The following is a 25,819-nucleotide window of genomic DNA, read 5'->3' as shown; positions in this document are numbered from 1 at the left end:
GAATGCATACAATATGGAAAGGAAGCATCAGCTTCGGACTTGTTAATATACCGATCAGATTACATTCAGCTACAGAAGATAAAGACATTTCGCTCCGGACACTTCATAAAGAGTGTCATACTCCAATTAAGTATGAGAAGGTGTGTCCAGTCTGCAACAAGCAGGTTGAAAAAGAAGAGCTTGTAAAAGCGTATGAATATACAAAAGGGAAGTTTGTTGTGGTAGACGATAAAGAGCTGGAAGAGCTGAAAAAGGCAAATGAAACGAAAGCAGTGGAAATTGTCGATTTTGTCAAAATAGAAGAAATCGATCCTATCTACTTTATGAAGAGCTATTATCTATCTCCCAATGAGGGAGGAGTTAAAGCTTATACATTACTTCGTAAAGCTCTTCAAGAGTCGCAAAAAGTCGGGATTGCAAAAATTGTGATCCGCTCTAAGGAACAGCTGGCAGTAGTCAGGGTATTTGAAAACACACTCCTGATGGAAACCATCTATTTTCCAGATGAAGTAAGGTCTGCAGGAGACGTACCCAATGTTCCAGCTGAGGAGGATATATCAAAAAGAGAGCTGGACACCGCAATCATGCTAATAGACCAGCTCACCACTGAGTTTGAGCCGGGCAAATATCATGATGCTTACCGGACAGCTTTAATGGAACTTATTGAATCTAAGAAAAATGGGAAGACCGTCACACCTAAAGAACGAGATGTTCCAGAATCAAATGTTATGGACCTTATGGCAGCTTTACAGGCTTCCATCGACAAAACGAAAGGCCCCGCAAAAAAACCAGCAGCAAAGAAAAAAAGGGCCGCACCGGCCAAAGAGAAGAAAAAAGCGTAGCACTCAAAACCCGGCATCTGCCGGGTTTTATTAAGTATGTGCGGACTCATAATATTGGACTCCCCTTGTGTTTTAAGGTATATTTCAGGGACTGAAAAAACAATGGACAGGTGATCACATGAATGAACAGAAGAAGTCTATATTAACAATCAGCCAAATTCTATACATTCTATTTGCGGCAATCATGATTATTGGATGTTCGGCCATTTTTATTGCAATAAGCAAAGAGTTAAACCGGAATGAACTCATCTGGTTTGATCAGCAATTTATTGATATGATACAAGGAATGATCTCGAATGAGGCAACTGTCATTATGAAATTCTTCACTTTTGGTGGATCTGTTTTATTTATTAGCATTGGTGTTCTTATACTTTTCATTTTGTTAATATGTTTAAAAAAGCCAAGGTACGCTCTTTATTTAATTCTATCATCTGGACTCGGCGGTCTGTTCAATTACTTTTTAAAATGGCTTTTCAAACGGGAAAGGCCGAGTATCCTGCCATTAATTCAGGAGCATGGCTTCAGCTTTCCAAGCGGACATTCAATGGGATCCTTTATTTTTTATGGCTCATTGGCCGTAATTGTAGCAAAATTATCACACCGGAAGGCGATGAACTGGGCAGCTGGAATTTCTTTTGCCATTGTTATCCTGTTGATTGGAATAAGCCGGATCTATCTAGGTGTACATTATCCCAGCGATGTGATCGCCGGGTTTGCTGCCGGCGGAGTGTGGCTGACAGTCTGCGGAGTGGGGCTGAATTATTATGAATTCCGCCAAAAAGTCATACATAACAAAATAGCCGTACTGCGTCAGAAATAAATAAGAATCCATACAGCTGTCTCTCTGGCTGTATGGATTTTTTCTGCAGCTAGAATAAATGACTTGTTTATGTAATAAAGGGTAATAAGAAGAAAAAAGCTCTTATTCAAAAAACTGGCTTTTTCATTCTTTTTGGGTTTACTTATATTAATAGGAATTATTTCTAGGGAGGATAAAGAGATGGAAAAATACATATTATCTCTTGACCAGGGAACGACCAGTTCGCGAGCAATCGTTTTTAATAAAAAAGGTGAAATCGTCCATATTGCGCAAAAAGAATTTACACAGCATTTTCCTAAGCCCGGCTGGGTAGAGCATGATGCCAATGAAATATGGGGTTCTATTCTTTCGGTTATTGCATCTGCTCTATCTGAATCCGGCATAAAGCCTCAGCAGATTGCGGGAATCGGAATCACCAATCAGCGGGAAACTGCGGTCGTATGGGATAAAGAAACAGGCCGGCCTATTTATCATGCGATTGTATGGCAGTCAAGGCAGACAAGTGACATCTGCAAAGAACTGAGAGACCAAGGATACAATAGTTTATTCCGGGATAAAACAGGATTATTAATTGATGCCTATTTTTCCGGAACAAAAGTAAAATGGATACTTGATCATACGGAGGGTGGCAGAGAGAGGGCGGAGCAAGGGAAATTATTGTTCGGGACCATTGACAGCTGGCTGATCTGGAAACTTTCCGGAGGGGCAGCACATGTTACCGATTATTCTAATGCCTCTAGAACTCTGATGTATAATATCTATGACTTGAAATGGGATGAAGAACTGTTAACAATTCTGGATGTTCCCCAGTCCATGCTGCCCGAGGTTAAACCCTCCTCTGCAATTTATGCGCATACAGATCCTCACCATTTCTTTGGTGAGAGTATACCTATTGCTTCAGCAGCTGGAGACCAGCAGGCGGCCTTGTTCGGCCAGGCTTGTTTTGAAAGCGGAATGGCTAAAAATACATACGGTACTGGCTGTTTTATGCTGATGAATACAGGAGATAAAGCAGTGAAGTCTAATCATGGACTGCTGACCACTCTTTGCTGGGGGCTTGATGGGAAAGTTGAATATGCATTAGAAGGCAGTATTTTTGCAGCAGGATCGGCCATCCAGTGGCTGAGAGATGGTCTGCGTATGCTAAAAAATTCTGGAGACAGTGAGAAATACGCAATTGGGGTCGACTCTTCGGATGGAGTTTATGTAGTGCCTGCTTTTGTAGGACTTGGGACACCTTATTGGGATTCAGAGGTCCGTGGAGCTGTATTTGGGTTAACCAGGGGTACTTCAAAGGAACACTTTGTCCGTGCCACGCTTGAGTCTCTTGCCTACCAGACAAAGGACGTATTGAGCGCAATGGAAGCAGATTCCGGAATCAGCCTTAAAAAGCTGAGAGTGGATGGCGGAGCAGTAATGAATAACTTTTTAATGCAGTTCCAAAGCGATATGCTGGGCGTACCTGTTGAAAGGCCCAGAATAAGTGAAACAACAGCACTGGGAGCGGCTTATCTTGCAGGTCTGGCAGTCGGATATTGGGAAAGCAAGGAAGAGATATCAGAGCAATGGAAACTGGATAGAGACTTTGAACCGGTTATGACGGAGGAAAACCGCACAAACCTCTATTCAGGATGGAAAAAAGCAGTGAAGGCAGCAATGGCATTTAAATAATGAATAACTCGGACCACATGCAGGCAGACTTTTGCAGCCAAAATGTGGTCTATATTTTTATCTTCCAGGAATAAATTAGGCATAAGTTAGGGTAAAGTCTAGTAGAAGTTTTCAGGCGAGGGAGAGGTTTGATGACATTTACCAATACAAAAAGAGCAATCATTCAAGACCAATTACAGAAAGAACATTTTGATCTGTTTATTATCGGCGGTGGTATTACAGGTACCGGTATTGCCCTTGACGCAGCGGCAAGGGGTATGAAAGCCGGCCTCGTCGATATGCAGGATTTTTCTGCCGGAACCTCAAGCCGTTCAACGAAGCTTGTACATGGCGGTTTACGGTACTTAAAACAATTTGAAATAGGAATGGTTGCAGAAGTAGGCAAAGAGCGTACGATTGTTTATGAAAACGGTCCTCACGTTACCACACCTGAAAAAATGCTCCTCCCGATCTATAAGGGCGGAACCTTTGGGAGGTTCACCACCTCAATCGGCTTGAGAGTGTATGATTTTCTTGCAGGAGTAAAAAAGCTGGAGAGAAGGACCATGCTGACGAAAGGGAAGGTGCTAAAACAAGAACCCCTCCTTAACAGTGAACATCTCAAAGGCGGCGGATATTATGTGGAATACCGGACGGATGATTCAAGATTAACAATAGAGGTTGCTAAAAAGGCAGTAGAAAAAGGGGCGGTACTATTAAACTATGTAAAAGCAATTGAATTTTTATATAACGAAAAAGGAGTAGTCAAAGGTGTTGTGCTAGAAGATCAGTTAACAAAAAAAAGGTATAAGGTATTTGCCAGGAAAATCATAAACGCTTCTGGTCCATGGGTGGATCTTATAAGAGAAAAAGATCATTCTAAGCTTGGCAAGACTTTGCAGCTTACAAAAGGTGTTCATCTGGTGTTCGACCAGAGCCGGTTTCCTTTAAAGCAGGCCATCTATTTTGATACCCCTGATAAGAGAATGATATTTGCCATACCGCGCCAGGGCAAAACATATGTGGGCACAACTGATACCTTCTATGAAGATGATCCGGTCTCTCCGGAAATAACTGAGATAGATGTACGATACTTACTCCAATCAATAAACGGTATATTTCCTAGTCTTAATTTATCTAAGGGAGATATAGATTCCGGCTGGGCTGGAGTCCGGCCGCTCATCCTCGAAGAAGGCAAAGGGCCATCCGAGATTTCCCGGAAAGATGAAATTTGGACATCTGATTCAGGACTGATTACAATTGCCGGAGGGAAACTCACCGGCTATCGGAAAATGGCCGAAACGGTGGTTGATTTTGTGTCTGCAGACTTAAAAGCGGAAGAAGGCCTCGTTTTTGGCGGCTGCCAAACCAGAAATCTGCCTATTTCTGGAGGGGATTTTGGCGGCTCATCCAAGTTTAAAGCTTTTTTAGATGATCAGGTAATAGCAGGAGTAAAAGCAGGACTGATGCCGGAAGATGCCAGACAGATTGCCTCTGTTTATGGAACCAATGCAGCAGCATTATTTGAAATTATTTCAAATAGAGGCCATGAAGACGGAAAATATCAATTACCGCTGAATATATATGCCCAATTAATATATGCAGTCGAAAAAGAATGCATTGCCAATGCAGTAGATTTCTTTTTAAGAAGAACAGGAGCCCTGCTCTTTAATATTTCCCTCGTGAAGAAATGGAAAGGAAATGTGATAAGGGCCCTGGCCGATATTTTTCATTGGTCAGAAAAAGAAAAAAGGCTGTATACATCACAATTAGATACAGAGATTGCAAAAACACAAATCGCTTTAGGATTTTTGAGTAAACAAACATAACGATTGGGTGTAGTAAAACTATTTCAAAAATATTGACAATTTTATTATGGAGGGTTATTATTTTCCTCAAGCAACCAAAACAAAATAAAACTCTTATCAAGAGTGGTGGAGGGACTGGCCCGATGAAGCCCGGCAACCATCAAGCATTTTGCTTGAACGGTGCTAATGCCAGTAAATCGTTATTTAGCCGATGAGAGAAAAATGCTATTGTATTCAACCAAAAGCGTTCTTCTCTGAAGGACGCTTTTATTTATGGAATGCAGCCAGAAAAGATTAGAAAGAGAGATGAATGGGATTGAAAATTGAAACTTTACTTGTAAGATCAGGACTTCAAAAGGATCCTACTACTGGATCGATCAGTACACCTATATACCAGAGTGCGACCTTCAGCCATCCGGAACTTGGGAAAAGTACAGGCTTTGATTACTCAAGAACGGCTAATCCGACCCGATCAGCCCTTGAGGAGGCGATCGCTAAGCTTGAAGGGGGACACCGAGGATTTGCCTTCTCTTCCGGTATGGCAGCGATCACATCTATACTCTTCTTGTTTAAACCAGGAGATCATTTAATCGTTTCTGATGATTTATACGGAGGAACTTACCGCCTGCTCGAAGAAGTGTTCAGCCATTACGGAATATCAGCTTCGTATATTGATACATCTTCATCTGACGCTATCTCGGAAGCCATAACCAGTTCAAGTAAAGGCATTTTTATTGAAACGCCCACTAATCCGCTTATGAAAGTTACGGATCTTGAGCAAACATTAAGAATTGCCAATAAGAATGGGTTAATTTCCATAGTAGATAATACATTTATGACGCCATATTTACAGCAGCCCATCTCATTTGGTGCCGATATCGTTATGCACAGTGCTACAAAGTACCTTGGAGGGCACAATGATGCAGTAGCTGGGCTGGTCGTAACAGCTTCTCAAGAGCTTTCAGAAAAAATGGCAAAAATTCATAACGGTGCAGGAGCCATTTTAGGACCTCAGGATTCCTGGCTCATACTAAGAGGATTAAAGACCCTTGCAATCAGGCTTGAACGGCAGCAGGAGAACACTCAAAAAATTGCCGAGTGGCTTTCAGAGCATCCATCTATAGAGCAGGTATACTATCCAGGCCTGAAAGATCATCCGCAATATGAAATCTCTTCAAGGCAGGCCAGCGGATATGGCGCTATGCTTTCCTTTACAGTAAAGAATACAAAGCTAGTCCCTATGATTCTAAAAAACTTGCAGGTAATCAGCTTCGCAGAAAGCCTTGGCGGAGTAGAAAGCTTAATAACATACCCGGTTACACAGACTCACGCAGATATTCCTGCGGAAATCCGCGAATCCAGAGGAATTACCGATAAGCTTCTACGACTCTCAGTCGGAATCGAAAATGCAGATGACCTGATTGATGACTTAAGAACGGTCCTTGAAGTACCAGCAAATATAGAAGCAGTGAGAACTTGAAGGATTATTTTTAGGTGGAACTCATTGTTATTGTTTCGAGTGACGGCAGCTCATAGAGAGCACTCAAACGGGATTCAAGAGAAAATATGCTGCCATTATATAAAGAGTTCCGTTTTTAGATGATAATTTCGACATTAGAAAAGACGTGTGAATGGATACACGTCTTTTTCTTTATTAAAAAGCTTCTTCTATTTATAAATTTTGCACTAAGTAATAGGCTTTATTGAACTAACTAACGGTGCCGGATTGTAAAAAAAATTGCCAATAAAGTTCAACCATACATTAAAGTGCATTTTGTGAAATTAAGAGAATATAGATATTTATATATTGGGAGGGGTAAATCATGGAACACGAATTAAAAGAGGTTATCAAGAAGTGTGACAATGCAATAAAGCGGGAAGATTTTGATGCACTGATAAATTACTATACTGATGATGCAATTTTAGTTGTAAAGCCTGGAATGATTGCACGAGGTAAAGAAGAAATCAAAAAAGCATTTATTGCTATTGCAAAATATTTCAATAATAGTCTTGTACCAACACAGGGAGAAATGCTTATTTTAGAAGCTGGAGACATTGCGTTAGTTATTTCCCAGACTCTGCTTGATGCCGATAAAAAGCAATCGGACTATTCTATGGATCGAAGGGCAACATATGTCTTTAAGAAAAATCCACAAGGTGAATGGCTTTGTGCAATCGACAACTCTTATGGTACAGACTTAATCAATGAGAAGTCAGTATAGATATAGATTATAAATATAATTGCATGAGCAGTTATGAAGCAGCTTTCTTCTTATAACTTAATAAATCTTTTACCTTTTCCCGGGCATGAATATTTCATAAACAAGCAGACGCTGATCGACGTATAGTTTGACATAATTATTGTCTTATAAAAAACTAACAACTCTCCACAATTTTTGTAATGTTGTCAGCCTATCATTACTGTTAATATGAGGAGAACCTATAAAAGCGGACCCCTATACATGCAAAGTGTCAGTTTTTTTCCGCATAAAAAAATCGCTCGTAAGGAGCGATCATTGAGGAGTTTTACCTAGGTTAATCAATATATAGGCCGATTTTTAAATATTCAGACTACATATTGTGAGTTGATTCTAGCATAACCCTTAAAATAATACAAGAAATTGCATCTTATTTAGTTTTAAAGAGCTGGAAGCTGCGGATACCGTGGCAAAAAAAGTAATCTACATGTACCGGAATGCAGAATAATTGTATCGTATAAAAAAATAATTGCCTCATATAAAAAAATAATTGCATTATATAACAAAATAATTGCGCCAATGCTATTTTGTTAGATAAATATAGAGATATGATATTTATGAGCAGTTTTTCAGAATAAATGAGCCAAAATTTAAAAAATATGAACCGTCTCGGATTGTGCAGGTTTCATATATTCCGCAGTTGATAAGATTGCTCCCTAACGCCGATAAAGCCCAAAACCTATATATTTACTAACATTGAATGATATTTTACCAATTCTTCTATGTCAGACCTCCCTTTATTTACCACTAACACCCTGGCCGCGTTATAATATGATAAAAACCTGATCGGAGTGTAAAAGTTGAACAGTAAAAACATTATTTCTCTCCATACTGGCAGACCTCAGATAAGAAAATTTAGTGACTATGTAATGAAAACGGCGATCGGCAAAGAAGCCCAGGACTTCGCGGAATTAAGGGTTGAAGGTTTTTCGGGGGATGGACAGGCTAATTTAAAACATCATGGCGGCCCGGATCGGGCTGTATGTTTTTATCCGTTTGAGCACTATTCTTACTGGGAAAAGATGTTTGAGCAAGCATTATCTCTGCCTGCTTTTGGGGAAAATGCTACGGTGTCAGGTATGCTTGAGGATGATATGTATATAGGAGATGTGATAAGCATGGGGGATGCGGTTGTTCAGATTTGTGAGGGCAGAATTCCCTGTGCTACGGTATCGATGCAGAACAACCAGCCTAATTTTCTGAAAAAGCTGTTGGACACCGGATATACCGGCTATTTTGCCAGGGTATTAAAGGCAGGAATAGTTGAAAAAGGGTCAGAGGTTGTTTTGCTTGAGCGAAAGCAGGAGACCGTTTCCGTTCTGTATGCGAACTTAGTGATGTTCCAGGATCGTGACGGAGAACAAGGGGCAAGAACAGTTCTAGAGGCTGAAGGGCTCTCGGATGAATGGAGAAATAAGCTCCAAAAAAGAATTCTGTAAAGATGAAAAACCTCTGAAACTATACTACCGCTGACAGTACTAGCATAGGTATAGTGGAAAGGAGGTTTTATATGTACAGAAAGAATTACAAAAGCAAACTTACCTTTCTTAGAGGTAAAGGACCTCTGCCTGCACGGCTTGTATTTTTATATTCGTTTATTCTCTTCATATGCTCTTGTCTATTTTCCATTATTCTGATTGACAGAGCGATAGAACCGATTATTATAAACATTGCCAAAAGCGAGATTAAGAGAGTTTCATCTGAAGTGATAAATGAATCAATCGATGAAAATATCGCAGAGCATGATATGGAAGACCTTATAATAGTCCATTTCAAGGATGAGGGTAAAACACCAGCCTTCAGCTTTAATCCGAAAATTTATAACAGTATACGGTCCTCTACAACGAAAGATATTCAGAGGAAACTGGGGATTAACGAGGATCAGCAGTTCTATGAAGGACAATCAGATAAAGTGGATTCCGATCAGTTTAAATCCTTGGTTTACCATATTCCTTTAGGCGTGGTTACCCACAATTCTTTGCTTGCCAATCTTGGCCCGAAAATTCCGGTGAGAATGTCGTTAATCGGCAATGTAGAGCCAGATTTTAAGACTAAATTTACGGATGCCGGGATAAATAATACGTACCTGGAGCTGTTTGCTCATTTTAAAATTAATGTTCAAATCGTTATTCCTTCTTATTCAGAGAAAATGCTTGTCGAGCAGCAAATCAGCTTGGGAGGGATATTTGTACCTGGAGATGTTCCTGATTACTATAGTGAAGATGGAGGGAAAACCCCCGCTCCGGCTATTGTGAAACCTGGCAGTCCAAAAAAATAAAATTCATACATGATTTGCCTTGATAAAAGGCAGGAATTAATGTAAATTAAGATAATAAGATTTTTGAATAGTTTGAAACTTCAGTGATAACATTGGATGTATCGCTTCTGCTGGTGCTGCCGGACGCAACGTTCCCAGGGCTTTAGCGAAAAAAATATAACATCTTATCCAGAGAGGTGGAGGGACTGGCCCGTAGAAACCTCAGCAACCAGCCATTAGGCATGGTGCTAAATCCAGCAAGCTTATGCTTGGAAGATAAGGAGATGCCTTGGTGAAAAGCCTTCTTCTTATAGAAGGCTTTTTTTATTCCGCTTAGGTCTGGTGCATCTCCATCAAATGGAGGCAGATAAAATGAATTTTAAAGAGGAAATACAAAAAAGAATCCTCGTTGGCGAAGGGGCGATGGGGACGCAGTTATATTCACACGGAATTGACGCCTGCTATGAGGAATTAAATATCCTGAATCCCGAACAGGTTGAAAGGATTCATGAAGCATATGTCAAAGCTGGAGCAGATATTCTGCAGTCCAATACATATGGTGCCAATTATTTTAAACTAAAGAGATACGGCCTTGAAGACGAGGTAAGCAGAATTAATAGAAAAGGGATTCAAATAACGAGGAAAGCTGCAAAGGAAAATACCTTTGTATTCGGAACGATAGGTGCCACTAGAAGCTTTCGAAAATCGGACTTAAGCCTTGATGAAATTAAACGGGGCTTTCGTGAACAGCTATATAGTCTTCTGATGGAGAATCCTGATGGGATATTGCTTGAAACTTATTATGACTTTGAAGAGCTACATGCCGTCCTTACGATCGCCAAGAGAGAAACCGCTTTGCCGATTATTTCTAATGTTTCTCTGCATGAAATTGGGTATTTGCAAAATGGAATGCATTTAGGGGAAGCCTTGCTACGGCTGCAAGATGCCGGTGCGGATGTAGTGGGTGTGAACTGTCGTCTTGGCCCGCATCATATGCTGAGTTCCTTAGAGGAAGTTCCGATTCCGGATCGTTCTTTTTTAGCCGTGTATCCAAATGCGAGCCTGCCGGATTTTGAAGATGGGAAATTGGTATATCAGGCAAATCCTGATTATTTCGGCCAAAAGGCCCTGGAATTAAGATTAGAGGGTGCCAGAATTATCGGAGGCTGCTGCGGGACGACCCCTCTTCATATACAAAGCGTCAAGAAGGCTGTCGAAGGGCTGGAGCCAATAGTTAAGAAAAAAGTCAAATATAGAAAAATTGAGGTGAATGAGCTTCAAGACCGCAAGCCTGAACAATCACTCAGCAAGCAGGCATTAGAAAAACGGACAATTTTGGTTGAGCTTGATCCACCAAAAAAACTGGGCATTGCTAAATTTATGGAGGGTGCAGAAGCACTGAGGAAGGCGGGTGCTGACTCTGTTACGCTGGCAGATAACTCACTTGCTACACCTAGAATCAGCAATATCTCTTTAGGATCTCTTTTAAAAGAGAAAAGCAATATTAATCCAATGATTCATCTTACCTGCAGAGACAGAAACTTAATCGGCCTGCAGTCACACTTAATGGGTTTATCCACACTCGGATTAAATGAAGTGCTCGTTGTTACAGGAGATCCATCAAAAATCGGGGATTTCCCCGGCGCAACATCTGTATATGACCTTTCTTCTTTCGATTTAATAGCCTTAATTAAGCAGTTTAATGAAGGTCTGTCGTATTCAGGGAAGCCATTAGGTCAGAAAACAAACTTTAATATATCGGCGGCTTTCAATCCTAATGTCCGCTATTTACACAAAGCTGTAGAACGAATGGAAAAGAAAATTTCCTTTGGTGCGCAATCTTTCCTCACTCAGCCGATTTATTCTGAAAACCAGATTGATGAAGTTTATGAAGCTACCAAACATTTAAAAACACCTATCTTTCTAGGAATTATGCCGCTGACAAGTTCTAGGAACGCTGAATTTATTCATCATGAAGTGCCTGGTATTACACTTCCAGATTCTGTTCGGAAAGCAATGGCTTCTGCTGGAGGAGATCCTGCGCAGGCAGCTAAAGAAGGAATCGCAATTGCGAAGGCCTTGACTGAAAAAGCAATGGAAAAATTTAATGGAATATATCTAATTACACCGTTTTTGCGATTTGAGCTAACTGCCGAAATAACAAAGCATGTGCATAAAATAGATGCATCCAGAAGAGTAGAGGTGACTGTGAATGACTAGTAAAGATGTTAACAGCCGGTTAAAAGAAAAAATATTAATCCTCGATGGGGCGATGGGAACTATGATTCAAGATGCAGACCTATCAGCTGAGGATTTTGGGGGAGAAGAATATGAAGGCTGCAATGAATACCTTTCGTTGACTTCACCTCATACAATAGAAAAAATACATAAGGCGTATCTCGATGCTGGAGCCGATATCATTGAAACAAATACCTTCGGTGCGACAAGTATTGTTCTTGATGAATATAACCTGGGGCAGAAGGCTTATGAATTAAACTTTGTATCAGCCCAAATTGCAAGAAAAGCAGCAGATGAATTCACATCTGCTGACTTCCCGAGGTTTGTAGCAGGTTCCATAGGGCCGACAACGAAAACTCTTTCTGTTACGGGCGGTACTACCTTTGATATTTTAGCTCAGTCTTATGAGGAGCAAGTACAGGGGCTCATAAAAGGGGGCGTCGATCTTCTTCTTGTTGAAACTTCACAGGATATGCTGAACGTTAAGGCTGCTTTTTTAGGGATTAAAAGAGCGTTTGCTGACAATGGCAGAGAGCTTCCCATTATTATTTCCGGAACCATTGAACCAATGGGTACAACCCTGGCTGGCCAGTCCATTGAAGCTTTTTATCTTTCGTGTGAACATATGAAACCGGCTGCTGTTGGATTAAATTGCGCAACGGGTCCAGAGTTTATGACCGATCATATCCGAAGTTTATCCACTATTTCCAAATCAGCAGTCAGCTGTTATCCGAATGCGGGCCTCCCGGATGAAGAGGGTCATTATCATGAATCTCCCTCTTCCCTTGCAGGAAAAGTAAAGCAATTTGCTGAAAAGGGCTGGCTTAATATCGCAGGCGGCTGCTGCGGAACTACCCCTGCCCATATTGAGGCAATGGCAGATGCACTAAAAGACATCACACCAAGAGAAATCAAGGCAGAAGGCGGCCAGCATGCTGTTTCTGGTATTGAACCGCTTATATACGATGAGTCTATGAGGCCGCTGTTTGTAGGCGAAAGAACAAATGTAATCGGATCACGAAAATTCAAAGAGCTGATCCGCGAAAAGCACTATGAAGAGGCTTCGGAAATTGCAAGGGCTCAAGTAAAAAAAGGTGCACATGTAATTGACATCTGCCTGGCTGATCCTGATGGCGACGAGCTTGGTGATATGGAAGTATTTATTCAGGAAGTTGTCAAAAAAGTGAAAGTACCACTCGTGATTGATTCCACAGATGAAGAGGTCATTGAGATGGCTCTTAAGCATTCTCAAGGAAAAGGAATTATTAATTCTATTAATTTAGAAGATGGGGAAGAACGGTTTGAAAAAGTCATCCCATTGGTTCATAAATATGGCGCTGCCGTTGTGGCGGGTACCATTGATGAAATAGGAATGGCTGTTGATGCCGAGCGGAAGCTTGAGATTGCTGCAAGGACATTAGATATTTTAGTCAGCAAATATGGGTTATCGCCAAGCGATATTATTTTTGATCCGTTAGTTTTTCCCGTTGGAACGGGAGATGAACAGTATATCGGGGCAGCAGCAGAAACAGTAAATGGCATTAAGAAAATAAAGGAAGCTTTTCCTGAAACGCTGACCATATTGGGAATCAGCAACGTGAGCTTCGGTCTACCGCCGAGAGGCAGAGAAATTTTAAATGCCGTATACCTGTACCATTGTACGAAGGCAGGACTCGATTATGCTATTGTAAATACCGAAAAACTTGAACGCTTTGCAAGTATTCCTGAAGAAGAAATTAAACTGGCTGAAGAGCTTCTTTTTCAAACATCTAAAGAAACTCTTCAAAAGTTTACTGATTTTTACAGAGATAAGAAGGCTGAAAAAAAACAAGATAATAAAAAACTTCCGGTTGAACAGCGGCTTGCACAATACATTATTGAAGGAACGAAACAGGGCCTTGTAGAAGATTTAAACGAAGTGCTGTCCCGAGGTGATGAACCGCTTGAAATTATCAACGGTCCGCTAATGAGTGGGATGAGTGAAGTAGGGAGGCTGTTCAATGACAACCAGCTGATCGTCGCTGAAGTTCTTCAAAGTGCTGAGGCGATGAAAGCAGCAGTAGCACACCTTGAGCCATTAATGGAAAAGTCCGCTCAAAAATCAGTGAAGGGTAAAGTGCTCCTGGCTACAGTTAAAGGGGACGTTCACGATATCGGAAAAAACCTTGTAGACATTATCTTAACAAATAACGGCTATGATGTAGTGGATTTAGGGATAAAGGTGACTTCCCAGCAGATTATAGATGCGGTAAGAACACACTCTCCTTCTGTAATCGGCCTCTCAGGACTGCTTGTTAAGTCAGCTCAGCAAATGGTGCTCACTGCCCAGGACCTTAAACAGGCAGACATAAACCTTCCGATCATGGTTGGTGGTGCAGCGCTGTCGAGGAAATTTACAGATTTTAAAATTGCTCCGGAATATGAAGGGACTGTGCTGTACGCAAAAGATGCTATGGATGGCTTGAGCCTTGCCAATACCCTTCATGATGAGGAAAAAAGAGAGGCTCTCGTTTTACAGGTGAAAGAGAAACGACAGCAATCTGCAGGAGGTGCTGCGACGGCTGTCCTTGTTCGTAAAGAAACAACTATAAAAAGGTCTGCAGTAACTACACAAAACCCGGTAGTAGTTCCACGAGACCTCAAGCGCCATGTTCTAAAAAACTATCCGCTAAAGCAGATTATTCCCTATATCAACAAACAAATGTTGATTGGCCACCATCTCGGATTAAAAGGGAAAGTTGATGAGCTGATAAAAAAGAAAGAAGAGAAGGCGCTCTTCCTGAATGAATTAGTTGATTCACTTCTTCTGAAGATGTCACAAAGTCCTGAGTATACAGTCAATGGAATCTACCGGTTCTATCCTGCTCAAAGCGAAGGAAATAAAGTTTACATTTACAATCCGGAAAATCATTCCGAAATTCTGGAGACTCTGGATTTCCCGCGTCAGCAGTCCCAGCCTTATTTATGCCTGGCTGACTATGTTAAAAGCGTAAAATCAGAAAAAATGGATTATATCGGCATGTTTGTGGTTTCAGCAGGAAAGGAAATAAGATCATGGGCATCCCGCTGGAAAGAGCATGGAGATTTCCTGAAGAGCCATGCAATCCAGGCAGCTGCGCTTGAAACCGCGGAAGCATTTGCAGAAAGAATGCACCATGTAATGAGAGACGCATGGGGTATACCAGATTCTATTGACATGACTATGAAAGAAAGATTTTCAGCCAAATATACAGGACAGAGATATTCATTCGGTTATCCCGCATGTCCAAATTTAGAGGACCAGGAAAAACTGTTCAGGCTGCTAAAGCCAGAAGAAATAGGCATAACACTTACAGATGGTTTCATGATGGAGCCTGAAGCGTCTGTTTCTGCTTTTGTAGTATCACACCCAGAAGCAAGATATTTTAATGTGGACAGGTAAGTAATACAAATGCTCATGGAAATCCTGGTGCGCAGTCAAATGCATATTGCTTACTTTTATGGTCAAGGTTAAACTTCGGCGTATGAATCAATAGTTAAAATTTATAGTTACAGGAAGATGGACTGTCGAAACAAAAGCAGGAGCTATTATAAAGATTTTAACTTAAAGTATGATTTATTAAGCAGAAACCTAGATCTTGTAGTTAAAAATAGTGTGGAGATGCAAAAAATGATTTCTTGACCAAAGCAGCTGACAATGAGGATGACTTTTAAAACCGATAACAACCTCTACAAGTAATAAATTAATTGTTTTTTAGAAAAGGAGCCTATTAGGCTCCTTTCAGAGTGTAGACAAAATCAATTTCAAACAAACTTTGTCGCGAAAAATGAGGTTTGTCAATTTGTTTCTTGCATATATGGTGGCTTTTCTTAAAGTTAAGCACTATATATTGAGGGTTAAATATTATTAAAAAATAGCTGTCGACTTTGTCGACAGCCTGAGCAGAGGAATTATCCTCTGCTTTTTGTCTATATTTTACAATCTTTCTTGTTTGATAAGAACTTATATATTCTTCAGTATCTTTGCTGGGTTTCCTGCGACAATTACATTATCGGGTACATCTTTCGTAACAACAGAACCAGCAGCAATAATTGAATTATCACCGATTGTGATTCCAGGTAGGATGACACAACTACCACCAATCCAAACATCATTTCCAATCGTAATTGGAATGGCATAACCACTCTTGTTCCTGTCTTTTGGTTCGATTGAATGACCAGCCGTATATAGTCCAACATTTGGACCAATCATACAGTTGTCACCAATCCTTACTTCAACCATATCTAAAATCGTACAGTTATAACCAGCATAGAAATTATCTTCAACGCGAATGTGATATCCTAAGTCACAACAACAAATAATAGAAGACCAATTCATATGAGAATTAGTCTTCAAATTGAATTGCTATTTTTAATTTTTGTACTCGAAAACCGAACCCTTTATTTTCCAAGGTCCCTTTTTTTAATTGCTATTCGCAAGTATTGCGAAATTCAATCTTGTACTAAAGCTAATTACTTTAATTTGTTAAAAACACTCAAACATCCATCTTGTAGAATGCAAAATGTATTCTCGGGATTACAGTTTCTCTATGAATTATTATGCTCTCTTCATATGAGCCTGATTGTGCAATAGATTTTTAGTGTTTTTTTTAATAAGATTTTACTATAAAATGAAAAAATAATACCTTTGGCTTCCAAAACCCACAGGGAACAGAGAACAAAATAGAGGTGGCCAATGAATACGAGACAAAGACAGATTATGCATTTACTATCGGAAAAAAAAGATAAAGAGTTTATTACAATAAATGAAATCGCAAAAATGCTAAATTGTTCGGATAAAACTGTAAGGAATGATTTTAAACAAATTGATGACTGGCTAAAAAAAGAATTTCAAGCAACTATTATTAGAAAACCGAACATCGGGGTCAGAATCGATATTTCCAAAGATGAGAAAAAGAGACTGTTGTCCCTTATGGAAGATGGAAAAAGAAACAATCATGGAAATGACATAAATAGAAAAATAAAAATATTATCATGGTTAATAAAAGATGATAAAACTTTGTCTCTTCTTGATTTAAGCGAACGGTTTTTTGTCAGTAAGCACGTAATCAAACAGGATTTAAAAGAAATAGAATCCTGGCTGGAATTATTCGACCTCTCGATTGAATCCAGAAAAAAAGTAGGTATTCGTCTGATTGGTGATGAAAAGCATAAAAGAGCGGCTCTTTCGCGCATACACCACTTAGGAAAAGATGAAAAATTAAAAGATTTGTATGAAACTTGGTTTGCGAATTACGAAATAACCAACGTAAAGCAGCAAATAAAAAAGATAGAAAAAGAATTAAATAAAGAATTTACAAAGGAATCTATTAATAATTTAATTTTACATCTTCTGATCACTGTAAAAAGAATCAAAGAAAAACAGATCATTAGCATGACAAAACATGATTGGAAATCCTGAAAAGTAAAAAACAGTACGAGGTAGTAAAAAAACATTTAAACGAACTGGAAAGAACATTTGTTATGAGGTTTCCAGAAACAGAAATAGGCTACTTCTTGTTGCATATATTGGGATCAAAAGAAAAAAATACTTCAATCCCGAAACACGGCGATTTACCGCCAAAAATGTCTTCTTTTATAACCGCCCTCATTAAGAAAATGTCCTATCACACAAATGTTGAACATGAAAAAGATGAACAACTACTTCAAAACTTGGCCGTTCACATGCAGTCGGCATTCGAGAGAGTTGAACATGGACTGTATTATAGAAACCCGCTTTTAAACGACATCAAAAAAACATATCCTTATATGTTTGATACACTTTTTCATGTAACTAAGGAAATTGAAGAGATTGTCGGATTTGGTTTTCCTGAAGACGAAATCGGTTATTTAGTGCTTCATTTTGAAGCTTCAAAAGAACGCCTGAATAAAATTAATGGAAAAAATAAAAGAGCCGTGGTTGTATGTTCATTGGGAATCGGGATGTCCCAATTGCTAACAACAAAGATGGAAAGAAAGTTCCATTCATTGGACATTATTAACTGTGTGGCAGCGGAAGATCTAGATGATGCGATAACAGAGAATCGTCCTGATTTTATCATCAGCACCATCCCCTTAAAAGGAATTGACCTGCCTGTTGTCACGGTTTCTCCCTTGCTTCCTAAAGAGGAGGAAGAAAAAATTAAAGCGTTCATCTCTGGCCTCGAAGCCATACAAGTATCGAAGTTCGCCACTCTGAAAAAATATGTGGATGAAGATTTGATGTTATTAAAAAATAAAGTGGAAGAACCTAGTGAAATTTTAGAATCACTATGTAAATTACTAGAAGAAAAGGGGCATGTGAACAAAAAGTACATAATCGATGTGCACGAGAGAGAAAAAATAGCCCCTACAACCATTGGAGGAGAAATTGCCATTCCCCACGGCCATCCAAAAAATGTCCTAAAACAAGGGGTAGCAATGGCGGTATTGAAAGAACCTGTCCTTTGGAAGCGGGAATATGTTTCCGTTGTATTCATGTTAGCCATAAAGGAAACAAAAGGTGAAGACATCAAGCATTTGTTTGAGGAAATAAGTTTTTTAGGAGAAAACAAAGAATTAGTAGAACGATGGAAAGTGTTGGATTCAAAAGACGGAATTTTCCGCAATATGCGGTAAAAATCCGTCTCTTTTTTTATGGTTTTGTGCCGTACTATATAAATACAAGAACATCATGAAATATACCAGAGAGGGGGGCGAAAAAGATGCTTCGATCAAAACTGACGGACGAAATGGTTCAATTTATACAAGGTGCAAAAGACTGGGAAGAAGCCATACGTGTTGCTTCTGAACCATTGTTAAAGCAAGGGTACATTGAAGCCAGATACGTAGAGGCGATTATTTCTAATGTAAAGAACTTTGGGCCTTACATAGTATTGATGCCTAAAGTAGCCATGCCTCACGCCAGACCTGAAGATGGGGTAAATCAAATGGGGATCAGTCTCTTGTTAACAGAAAAAAGTGTTTCCTTTGACGAGGAAAAAGCGGCGAATATCTTCTTTGTATTAGCCGCCGATGATGAATCTTCACACTTAGATTTACTAAAAGAAATTTCGGAATTTCTTACAAACGAAGAAAAAGTCAGCGCGCTTTTATCAGCAAAAAAATATGAGGATGTAATCAAATTACTTTAGGAGGGTATATTAATGAAAATTTTAGCGGTGTGTGGAAACGGATTAGGAACGAGCTTCATGCTTTCATTGAATGTTAACAAGGCTTTGAAGGAACTCGGTATTGATGGGGAATGCAAGAATATGGATCTTGCGAGTGCCAAAACAGAGAGTGCTGACTATTACATCGGATCACCTGAAATCATGGAGCAATTGAACGATGGAAAGAAAAAAGTCATCAGTGTAGTCAATATGGTGAATCTGAATGAAATCAAAGAAGTATTAAGGAAACAGATTTTGGAGGTGAAATAATATGTACGATTTAATTATGAAGGATATTCTAGGTACGCCTGCCATTTTAGTTGGATTGTTTGCCTTGTTCGGTCTCTTGCTTCAGAAGAAAGGGATTGCTGACGTTATCTCAGGAACATTGAAGACTATCATGGGATTCATCATTTTAGGAGCGGGCGCGACCGTATTGATTGGTTCATTGAACCATTTTGGTTCGATGTTCGAAAAAGCGTTTAACATTGAAGGAGTCATTCCGAATAATGAAGCGATCGTGGCATTGGCACAAAACAGCTTCGGAGCCGAAACGGCCATGATTATGCTGATAGGGATGCTCGTGAACATCCTTCTTGCCAGGTTCACAAAATTCAAATACATATTTTTGACAGGCCATCACACCATGTTTATGGCATGTTTACTTGCAGCGGTTCTATCCACATCAGGATTAAATGGCTTCGCTTTGGTTGCTATTGGTTCATTGATTCTTGGGGCACTCATGGTATTGCTTCCAGCCCTTTTGCAGCCAACTGTCAGAGAAATCACAGGAAGTGATGACATTGCTGTCGGTCATTTTGGTTCAATTGGCTATTTTGCGGCTGCTAAGATCGGTAAATTAACTGGAAACAAAGCAAAATCAACGGAAGAAGTGAAGGTTCCAAAATCTCTTGGTTTCCTTCGCGATTCATCGGTTGCGCTTGCGTTAACAATGACTATTATGTTCTTTGTTGTGGCACTTGTGGCAGGAAAAGATTTCATCGAAAAAGATTTGAGCGGAGGTACAAACTTCCTTGTGTTCTCTCTCTTGCAAGCTATCACATTCGCAGCTGGAGTATTCATCATTTTAGCGGGTGTGCGGATGCTGATTGCCGAGATTGTTCCTGCATTTAAAGGGATAGCCGATAAAGTGGTGCCAAATGCAAAACCAGCACTGGATTGCCCGATCGTTTTCCCGTTCGCTCCAAATGCCGTTATCATAGGTTTCTTATCCAGTTTCGTAGCGGGTCTAATCAGCATGTTCCTTCTTCCAGTATTTGGTTTGGCTGTTATCGTTCCAGGGTTAGTGCCGCATTTCTTTACAGGTGCAGCGGCTGGTGTATTCGGTAACGCAACTGGGGGTAGAAGAGGAGCTGTTATCGGTGCATTCGTAAACGGCTTACTTATCAGTTTCCTTCCAGCCCTGTTGCTTCCAGTTCTAGGGTCGCTAGGATTTAAAGGAACAACATTTGGTGATTCAGATTTCGGTGTTGTCGGAATATTGATCGGTTATATCATCAAACTGTTTTCTTAAAAAGAACACTCCATCTGGAGTGTTTTTATTTTTGTTAACGATGGAACATAAGCGATCGAACGTAGAGTAATCTAAATAAATCGTAGATGCTTTTTTTACCGTAATTTTTTTTAATGTTTCATAGTTTTTGAATATAAATCCTGCTATTAATAGGCTTACAATTAAAATTTTATCGTATATGACAGAGAATGTTGGAATTATTACGATTTTTTATGGAGAATTTTTCAACTTGAGTTATGTTAAAGGTATATTTAAGAACCCGTTATAAATAGTAAAATATATTATAAAGAGGCAGGAAAATTAATGTTCATTAGCCTTTTCAAGAGGAAGAAAGACGAAAAAGAATCTGGAGGAAATAAATCCATTGGCACAAGAGGAGAAAAGGAACGAGTTGCCCTTAGAAAAGGAGAAATCGGAGAATATAAAATTGACATACAATTAGCCCAATTTCCTAAGAGCTACTACTATCTGAATGACATTCTTATAAAAAATTCGAAATCATCTTCGGGGTATTCCCAAATCGACCATGTGGTCTTCACCCCGTACGGAATATTCGTGATCGAGACGAAGAATTACCAAGGGACAATATACGGGGCAAAGGAGCGCAAAACATGGATTGTGAATGGAAAATTTAAGATGATGAATCCGCTTATGCAGAATTTCGGCCATATCCAGGCCCTTAAACGCCTGATTAACGAGCTGTATCATGATTATTTTATTAATGTGGTCAGCTTTAGCAAACGATGCACATTAAAAATAGAAGGTGAAGTAAGAAAAGTATCGTCCAATGAATTGGTTATTTATGATATTGAATTCACTGAATATATAGAGAGAAAAATAGCTGTTTTAAAGTTACAAAATAGGGAGCCAATCATTAGAGAAGCGGAATTACTGGGAATCTATAATGCAATAAGTGATGCGAATATTACTGCCGCCCAAGCGAGAGACATACATAAGACAAGACTTCAAAACAAACAACGTGTGAATTTATGTGTGACATGTAACCAGCCAGTATCAGATAAAGTCGCGGCTTTCTGCCGTTCAAATAAGAAATTCAATCGACAGATATATTGCTATGATCATCAGAAAATGATTTAAACGGAATAGAGTTTAGCAGGAGGCAGCAGAATGAAAGTTTTTGTTGTTATAAAGGACGAGTATCATCGCCATGCCTTTTTAAGTGAAGAATTAGCTATACAATACATTGAAAAAGTGTGTAATAGACCATACCAAGATTCTGAATATAGTATTACTCCAATGGAAGTGGCGGACACACTAATGAAGGATTTTGATATAGTTACAAGATACTGGTTCCATTATGATCTGTCCAACAGAAACACAGCTACCTTTTTCTTAATGATGTCTGAAGCAAATTCGCTCGACTATGACTTTTCTCAATTGAAAAAAGAAATACGATATAAAGAAGCACAATATTCTAAATCCTCAAAACCAAGAATCCGATCCATCCATGGAGAGTCTTATACAAGCAAAAGAAAACATGAGATCGATCAAAAGGAATATAAGGAGATCTTCAGGAGTATTTGCAAGGAAATGATGGATGAACTTGTTCGGTTGAAAGATGAAGAAAATTGGGACATGGAACAGGTAGATCACTTCCTAAGTAAAGAAACTTTTGAAATCGTATGAGTGCGTCCCTTTGTTGTACATTAATATTGTTCATAACTATGAAAAAAATAAGGGCTTAAAATAGGTCCCTTATTTTTTCATCTTTAATAAAACACACCTGTTTATTGAAAAACTTATGAGAGCTCATAGTAATTTTCAGCAGTATGTAGAGACCACCACCAAAATTTTGCACCTTGGCTAGTCACAAATCGGTCAAGCCATAGCTCAAAATTCATCTTTAACGGTAGAGCTTCCTTAAATTGGTCTATATGGCCTTTCCATAAAAGATAGTTTTTTTGGTTTTCTGAATAAACTTTGGAATTTATCACAATGTTATCTTGATAGATATATGCGATAACATAACACCCTTCAAATTGATCGTAATGTTCATTCAATTCGATGATTTGTTCCAAACTGAAAAGTTCAATCTCGCCCCCGTATTCTATATCGTCAAATAAACGGCAGCCATTGGCTATCTTTAGAAAAGCTTTATAATCTGATGGCAATAGTAAGCCTGTTTGCCTTTCAAAATTAGTTATTTCCTCGTCACTTGCTGGAGGATTAAAAGTGCATGTCGCTTTGTAGACATGCCCATGTTCGCTTTGAACAGGAATGATGTCCCCGCCTTCCTCTAGACGCTTTTTTAAAGAATTCAATGTTTGTTTAACTATACTTCCTTCTGTTTGCATTTGTATTCTCCGTTCTCTATTTTCGCATAACCACTGTCAGACCAGGCTAATCTGTCAGAGGTAGATCCTTTTAGTTAAAAGGGAACTCGCTCTAAATTCACAATACTCCTTAGCTGATCGTATTCAGTTTTTTCAAGTATATCTACCTCATTGTTAGTTGCCAGTAATATTTGGTCTCTGCATTTAGTTATCCTTTCAATCATGGGATGGATATTTAAGCTAGCTATGTTAACAAAGTCGTACAGATCCTCAATACAGACAGGCAACTTATACCCTTTGTTACTGCTTGCAATTAATAGCCCACGATCCCTTAGTTTTGAAACAATGTTGGATCTGAAGTAGTGTTCATTAATTTTCTGTTTACTAAATGCATTTAGGTTATCAAGGATTTCGTGTGAATAGACATATTCTGTTGGGTTTTCTTGAAGTTTAAATAAGAGGAATTTAGCGAAATTTACTCTGTCTCTTTCATCTGCTTCCTGAACAGGTTCATATTGCTCAATGTATTGATATGCTAAATTCACTGCTTGCTTTATAATAACTTCATTGTAGCGTCCATCAGATGATTCCTTGGCATGTTCCAAATAGGAAGGTCTTGTAGTCTTTTGGCCAATAATTAATCCTAATAATGCGATTCTTTAAAATAGAATGAAAGGATTTGTATTCATCAGTTAATTGCTGCTTATCATATCCTTTTGCAATGGTCCCAGCCAATAGGTCTGCCAGCTGGAGGAGTATGTCGGATTTACTATCATTAAAACCGAACGTTGAAAAGTTAAAAAGATCTGGGATACTTTTTCTTTTGACATAAGTCTTGAATTCTTGCATAAACTCCTTGCTTCCATGTTCATCGGCTACTAGCTGAAGTTCCTCAAATGTCTTATATAAGTCCTTGTATAATAAGTTATTTAAGTATTTAAAAAATGACTTTTTATATCCTAATCCGCCCGTTTCCCTAATTTTTGTTTTGTCGATAACATACGCATACAATTGAAAAGGGAGCTCTTTGATTTCGCTTAAAATTTGGATTCTTCGTCTATGACTATTTTTTATTTTGCTGGATTTCATTTCTCCTGTCTGAAAATATTTACGCCTAATGATCTCAATCTTTTGCTCTAACATTTCTTTGTTAGATACTTCAACAAGTATGGCAGCTATAATGAAGTGTGTTGAAACGTCCTTTTTTTCAAAATCAAATCCATAGTTACCAAATTCATCTATAAAGGCATAGAGAACTCCGTTTGACAAGTTCACTCACTCCAGCTCTCAAAATCATTTTAATCCTTTAATTTCGACAAGATTGATTCTATAACCTCCTTGTTTTTGGAAAAAGTAAAGGTTGAATAAAAATCCACAAATTTCCAATTTTATAAACAGGAAAGTTATTATCTTTAGATTTGCCACAGCATGAATTTACATTTGAAGAGTGTGAGCATAACACACACATTCTAAAGGAGAATATGGAATGTCAGAGTTAAATACAGAAACTCCAGTTGTCAAAAAGAAAAAGCGTGGAAAACTCTATGGACTGGCCATAGGAAGCAGCATGAGAAGAGACTTTGGCGCACTCTACAACAGATTAATAGCGGAAATTCAATTATATGGTGAAGACGGAGCTCAGATTATGATACACAATGGATGGTTGGAGTCCCCGCCTCAAATAAGTGAAGATTAAACGGCAAACGAAGTCCGCTAAATAGGACATAAATAAAACAAGCGGATGAACTTGATAAGTGCATCCGCTTGTTTATGGGCATTCATTAAAAGTTTTTGGTAAGTTGCATTTCATGCAGTGCCTGACTCAGGTTTGCTTTTGTATTGATATTGGCTAAGTTTAATCCAAGACTTACCATGGTTTGGGATACCTCTGGACGAATTCCAGTTATGATGCTCTTAACCCCAGTTAGTGATAAGGCATCCATGACATTAAATAACTGATGGGCTACCATCGTATCAACCAATAGCACTCCAGAAACATCGATTATCAGGTGAGATAACTGTAATTCAGCTGAGCGGTTAAGTGTGGTTTCCATAAGCAACTGGGCTCTTTCTGTATCTAAATTTCCGATTAAGGGCAGGACGCCTATACCTTTAGTAAGAGGAATAACAGGCACTGAAAGTTCCATAAATGCACTTTTCGCATTTTCCAGCGTTTTTTGATGGAATTCCACATACGTGAGGCTAAAACTATATACTGCTCGGTCTAAGAGGGGATCGATAATATGAATGACGTCAAATACAGTCGATGCAGATAGATTTCTTTCTTTTACTGCATTTTCAATCGCTTTCCATATATAAGTTCGATAATAGCTCGTGTCTTTTAGCGCTTCGTCCAAAGGTACTCCAAGCTTATAAAAGTACTCCCCTGTTTCCCTTCCCCATTTAAAAGTTTGGTTATCCGATTTTTCTTTGTCTTCGTGTCCAATTAGTGCTTCACCAAATAAGCTGATGAAATTCATTCTAATCTCCATGATGTGAGGCTCTAGTTGTTGAAACTCCCTTTTTTCCTGTTCTGTCATAGGGACGCCTGCCATTCTGTCTGAATGAACAGTGCGAGCGATTTCATGTTTTTTTTCTATTATAAATTCGCCTAATGTTTGTAATTCATTGTTCAAAGTGCTTCCTCCAAATACAAAAACAAGAATTTTTTTTATGTGCTCTTTTAATATAGTCTGTTCCTGTTACATTTGAAAAGATAAATATTATTAATATCGCTTACACAGGATAGAAATTAATGCATTAAAATATTTGAATTGTTATTAGTAAATTTGACTGTATGCTACTTGAAAATTGTTATTTAAAAGATTTCTTATACAGGATATAATATTACGTGCACGAAAATACAAAGCTTGGTTCTTTAAAGGATGTCGGTCTATGGATTATAAGCAGAAAGAAAGAGAATTAGGGAGTTATATTGGCAGGCTGCTA

The 25,819-nt window shown here is 38.9% G+C and carries 22 protein-coding genes, 1 pseudogene and 2 riboswitches; of the genes and pseudogenes, 18 read left to right on the top strand and 5 right to left on the bottom strand.

From position 1 onward, the window contains the following. Positions 1 to 2: 2 nt before the first annotated feature. The 10 genes from ku to metH all read left to right on the top strand — a co-directional run bounded on the left by ku (position 3) and on the right by metH (position 15,294). The gene (gene ku / locus JOC77_RS09210; protein WP_204542216.1) at positions 3 to 842 is read left to right on the top strand and encodes a non-homologous end joining protein Ku; all 840 of its coding nucleotides are present in this window, start codon (positions 3 to 5) and stop codon (positions 840 to 842) included. A 118-nt stretch (positions 843 to 960) separates the two neighbouring features. Further along, positions 961 to 1,662 carry a phosphatase PAP2 family protein gene (locus JOC77_RS09205; RefSeq protein WP_204542210.1) on the top strand — a complete coding sequence of 234 codons (702 nt, stop codon included), beginning with the start codon at positions 961 to 963 and terminating at the stop codon, positions 1,660 to 1,662. Positions 1,663 to 1,842: 180 nt separating this feature from the next. Further along, the gene (gene glpK / locus JOC77_RS09200) at positions 1,843 to 3,333 is read left to right on the top strand and encodes a glycerol kinase GlpK (RefSeq protein WP_204542208.1); all 1,491 of its coding nucleotides are present in this window, start codon (positions 1,843 to 1,845) and stop codon (positions 3,331 to 3,333) included. Positions 3,334 to 3,464: 131 nt separating this feature from the next. Then, positions 3,465 to 5,141 carry a glycerol-3-phosphate dehydrogenase/oxidase gene (locus tag JOC77_RS09195; protein ID WP_204542201.1) on the top strand — a complete coding sequence of 559 codons (1,677 nt, stop codon included), beginning with the start codon at positions 3,465 to 3,467 and terminating at the stop codon, positions 5,139 to 5,141. 90 nt (positions 5,142 to 5,231) lie between these two features. After that, positions 5,232 to 5,338, top strand: a riboswitch (SAM riboswitch). Positions 5,339 to 5,436: 98 nt separating this feature from the next. Continuing rightward, positions 5,437 to 6,600 (top strand): trans-sulfuration enzyme family protein, encoded by a 1,164-nt coding sequence (locus JOC77_RS09190; RefSeq protein WP_275585066.1) that lies wholly within the window; start codon positions 5,437 to 5,439, stop codon positions 6,598 to 6,600. 343 nt (positions 6,601 to 6,943) lie between these two features. Then, on the top strand, positions 6,944 to 7,342 hold the full coding sequence (locus JOC77_RS09185) for a YybH family protein (RefSeq protein WP_204542187.1): 399 nt from the start codon (positions 6,944 to 6,946) through the stop codon (positions 7,340 to 7,342). 836 nt (positions 7,343 to 8,178) lie between these two features. After that, a complete protein-coding gene (locus tag JOC77_RS09180) occupies positions 8,179 to 8,817 on the top strand; it encodes an MOSC domain-containing protein (RefSeq protein ID WP_204542184.1) in 639 nt (212 codons plus the stop codon). Between the two features lie 71 nt (positions 8,818 to 8,888). Next, positions 8,889 to 9,656: a sporulation protein YunB gene (gene yunB, locus JOC77_RS09175; protein ID WP_204542182.1), complete on the top strand. Its 768-nt coding sequence runs from the start codon at positions 8,889 to 8,891 to the stop codon at positions 9,654 to 9,656. Positions 9,657 to 9,817: 161 nt separating this feature from the next. Beyond that, a riboswitch (SAM riboswitch) is annotated at positions 9,818 to 9,918 on the top strand. An 89-nt stretch (positions 9,919 to 10,007) separates the two neighbouring features. Then, entirely contained in the window at positions 10,008 to 11,855 is a 1,848-nt protein-coding gene (locus JOC77_RS09170; RefSeq protein WP_204542176.1) for a bifunctional homocysteine S-methyltransferase/methylenetetrahydrofolate reductase, read from the top strand. Next, positions 11,848 to 15,294 carry a methionine synthase gene (gene metH, locus JOC77_RS09165; RefSeq protein ID WP_204542174.1) on the top strand — a complete coding sequence of 1,149 codons (3,447 nt, stop codon included), beginning with the start codon at positions 11,848 to 11,850 and terminating at the stop codon, positions 15,292 to 15,294. Before JOC77_RS09170 ends, metH begins: the two co-directional genes overlap by 8 nt. Positions 15,295 to 15,855: 561 nt before the next feature. On the opposite strand, the pseudogene JOC77_RS09160 reads toward metH, so the two are convergent. Beyond that, positions 15,856 to 16,200 (bottom strand): annotated as a pseudogene (locus tag JOC77_RS09160) (sugar O-acetyltransferase); the annotation flags it as partial. A 387-nt stretch (positions 16,201 to 16,587) separates the two neighbouring features. Between JOC77_RS09160 and JOC77_RS09155 the strand changes: the two are divergent. The 7 genes from JOC77_RS09155 to JOC77_RS09125 all read left to right on the top strand — a co-directional run bounded on the left by JOC77_RS09155 (position 16,588) and on the right by JOC77_RS09125 (position 22,223). Continuing rightward, complete coding sequence (locus JOC77_RS09155; protein WP_204542165.1) at positions 16,588 to 17,313, top strand: BglG family transcription antiterminator; 726 nt, start codon at positions 16,588 to 16,590, stop codon at positions 17,311 to 17,313. Further along, positions 17,301 to 18,509, top strand: coding sequence for a BglG family transcription antiterminator (locus tag JOC77_RS09150; RefSeq protein ID WP_204542163.1), 1,209 nt, complete (start codon positions 17,301 to 17,303; stop codon positions 18,507 to 18,509). The genes JOC77_RS09155 and JOC77_RS09150 overlap by 13 nt, the downstream gene beginning before the upstream one ends. 86 nt (positions 18,510 to 18,595) lie before the next feature. Beyond that, positions 18,596 to 19,024, top strand: a complete 429-nt coding sequence (locus JOC77_RS09145) for a PTS sugar transporter subunit IIA (RefSeq protein WP_204542153.1) — start codon at positions 18,596 to 18,598, stop codon at positions 19,022 to 19,024. A gap of 12 nt (positions 19,025 to 19,036) precedes the next feature. Next, positions 19,037 to 19,312: a PTS sugar transporter subunit IIB gene (locus JOC77_RS09140; protein WP_204542150.1), complete on the top strand. Its 276-nt coding sequence runs from the start codon at positions 19,037 to 19,039 to the stop codon at positions 19,310 to 19,312. Position 19,313: 1 nt separating this feature from the next. Continuing rightward, a complete protein-coding gene (locus tag JOC77_RS09135) occupies positions 19,314 to 20,576 on the top strand; it encodes a PTS ascorbate transporter subunit IIC (RefSeq protein ID WP_204542147.1) in 1,263 nt (420 codons plus the stop codon). A gap of 303 nt (positions 20,577 to 20,879) precedes the next feature. Beyond that, positions 20,880 to 21,674, top strand: a complete 795-nt coding sequence (locus JOC77_RS09130) for a nuclease-related domain-containing protein (protein ID WP_204542144.1) — start codon at positions 20,880 to 20,882, stop codon at positions 21,672 to 21,674. A 30-nt stretch (positions 21,675 to 21,704) separates the two neighbouring features. Continuing rightward, on the top strand, positions 21,705 to 22,223 hold the full coding sequence (locus tag JOC77_RS09125; protein ID WP_204542141.1) for a hypothetical protein: 519 nt from the start codon (positions 21,705 to 21,707) through the stop codon (positions 22,221 to 22,223). A gap of 113 nt (positions 22,224 to 22,336) precedes the next feature. On the opposite strand, the gene JOC77_RS09120 is transcribed toward JOC77_RS09125, so the two are convergent. The 3 genes from JOC77_RS09120 to JOC77_RS09110 form a co-directional block, all read right to left on the bottom strand. Then, entirely contained in the window at positions 22,337 to 22,891 is a 555-nt protein-coding gene (locus JOC77_RS09120; protein ID WP_204542127.1) for an SMI1/KNR4 family protein, read from the bottom strand. 74 nt (positions 22,892 to 22,965) lie between these two features. Further along, on the bottom strand, positions 22,966 to 23,475 hold the full coding sequence (locus JOC77_RS09115; RefSeq protein WP_204542124.1) for a hypothetical protein: 510 nt from the start codon (positions 23,473 to 23,475) through the stop codon (positions 22,966 to 22,968). Further along, positions 23,450 to 24,139, bottom strand: coding sequence for a DUF3800 domain-containing protein (locus JOC77_RS09110; RefSeq protein WP_204542121.1), 690 nt, complete (start codon positions 24,137 to 24,139; stop codon positions 23,450 to 23,452). The genes JOC77_RS09115 and JOC77_RS09110 overlap by 26 nt, the downstream gene beginning before the upstream one ends. 217 nt (positions 24,140 to 24,356) lie before the next feature. Here JOC77_RS09110 and JOC77_RS09105 point away from each other — a divergent pair, with 217 nt between their 5' ends. Continuing rightward, positions 24,357 to 24,566, top strand: coding sequence for a DUF3231 family protein (locus JOC77_RS09105; RefSeq protein ID WP_204542118.1), 210 nt, complete (start codon positions 24,357 to 24,359; stop codon positions 24,564 to 24,566). Between the two features lie 85 nt (positions 24,567 to 24,651). Here the strand turns inward: JOC77_RS09105 and JOC77_RS09100 are convergent, their stop codons facing one another. Then, positions 24,652 to 25,506 carry an STAS domain-containing protein gene (locus JOC77_RS09100; RefSeq protein ID WP_204542115.1) on the bottom strand — a complete coding sequence of 285 codons (855 nt, stop codon included), beginning with the start codon at positions 25,504 to 25,506 and terminating at the stop codon, positions 24,652 to 24,654. Between the last annotated feature and the right edge of the window lie 313 nt (positions 25,507 to 25,819).

The organism is Peribacillus deserti, assembly GCF_016909175.1.
In the GTDB taxonomy this organism is placed as follows: domain Bacteria; phylum Bacillota; class Bacilli; order Bacillales; family DSM-1321; genus Paraperibacillus; species Paraperibacillus deserti.
This window is presented reverse-complemented; position numbering and strand designations above follow the sequence as displayed.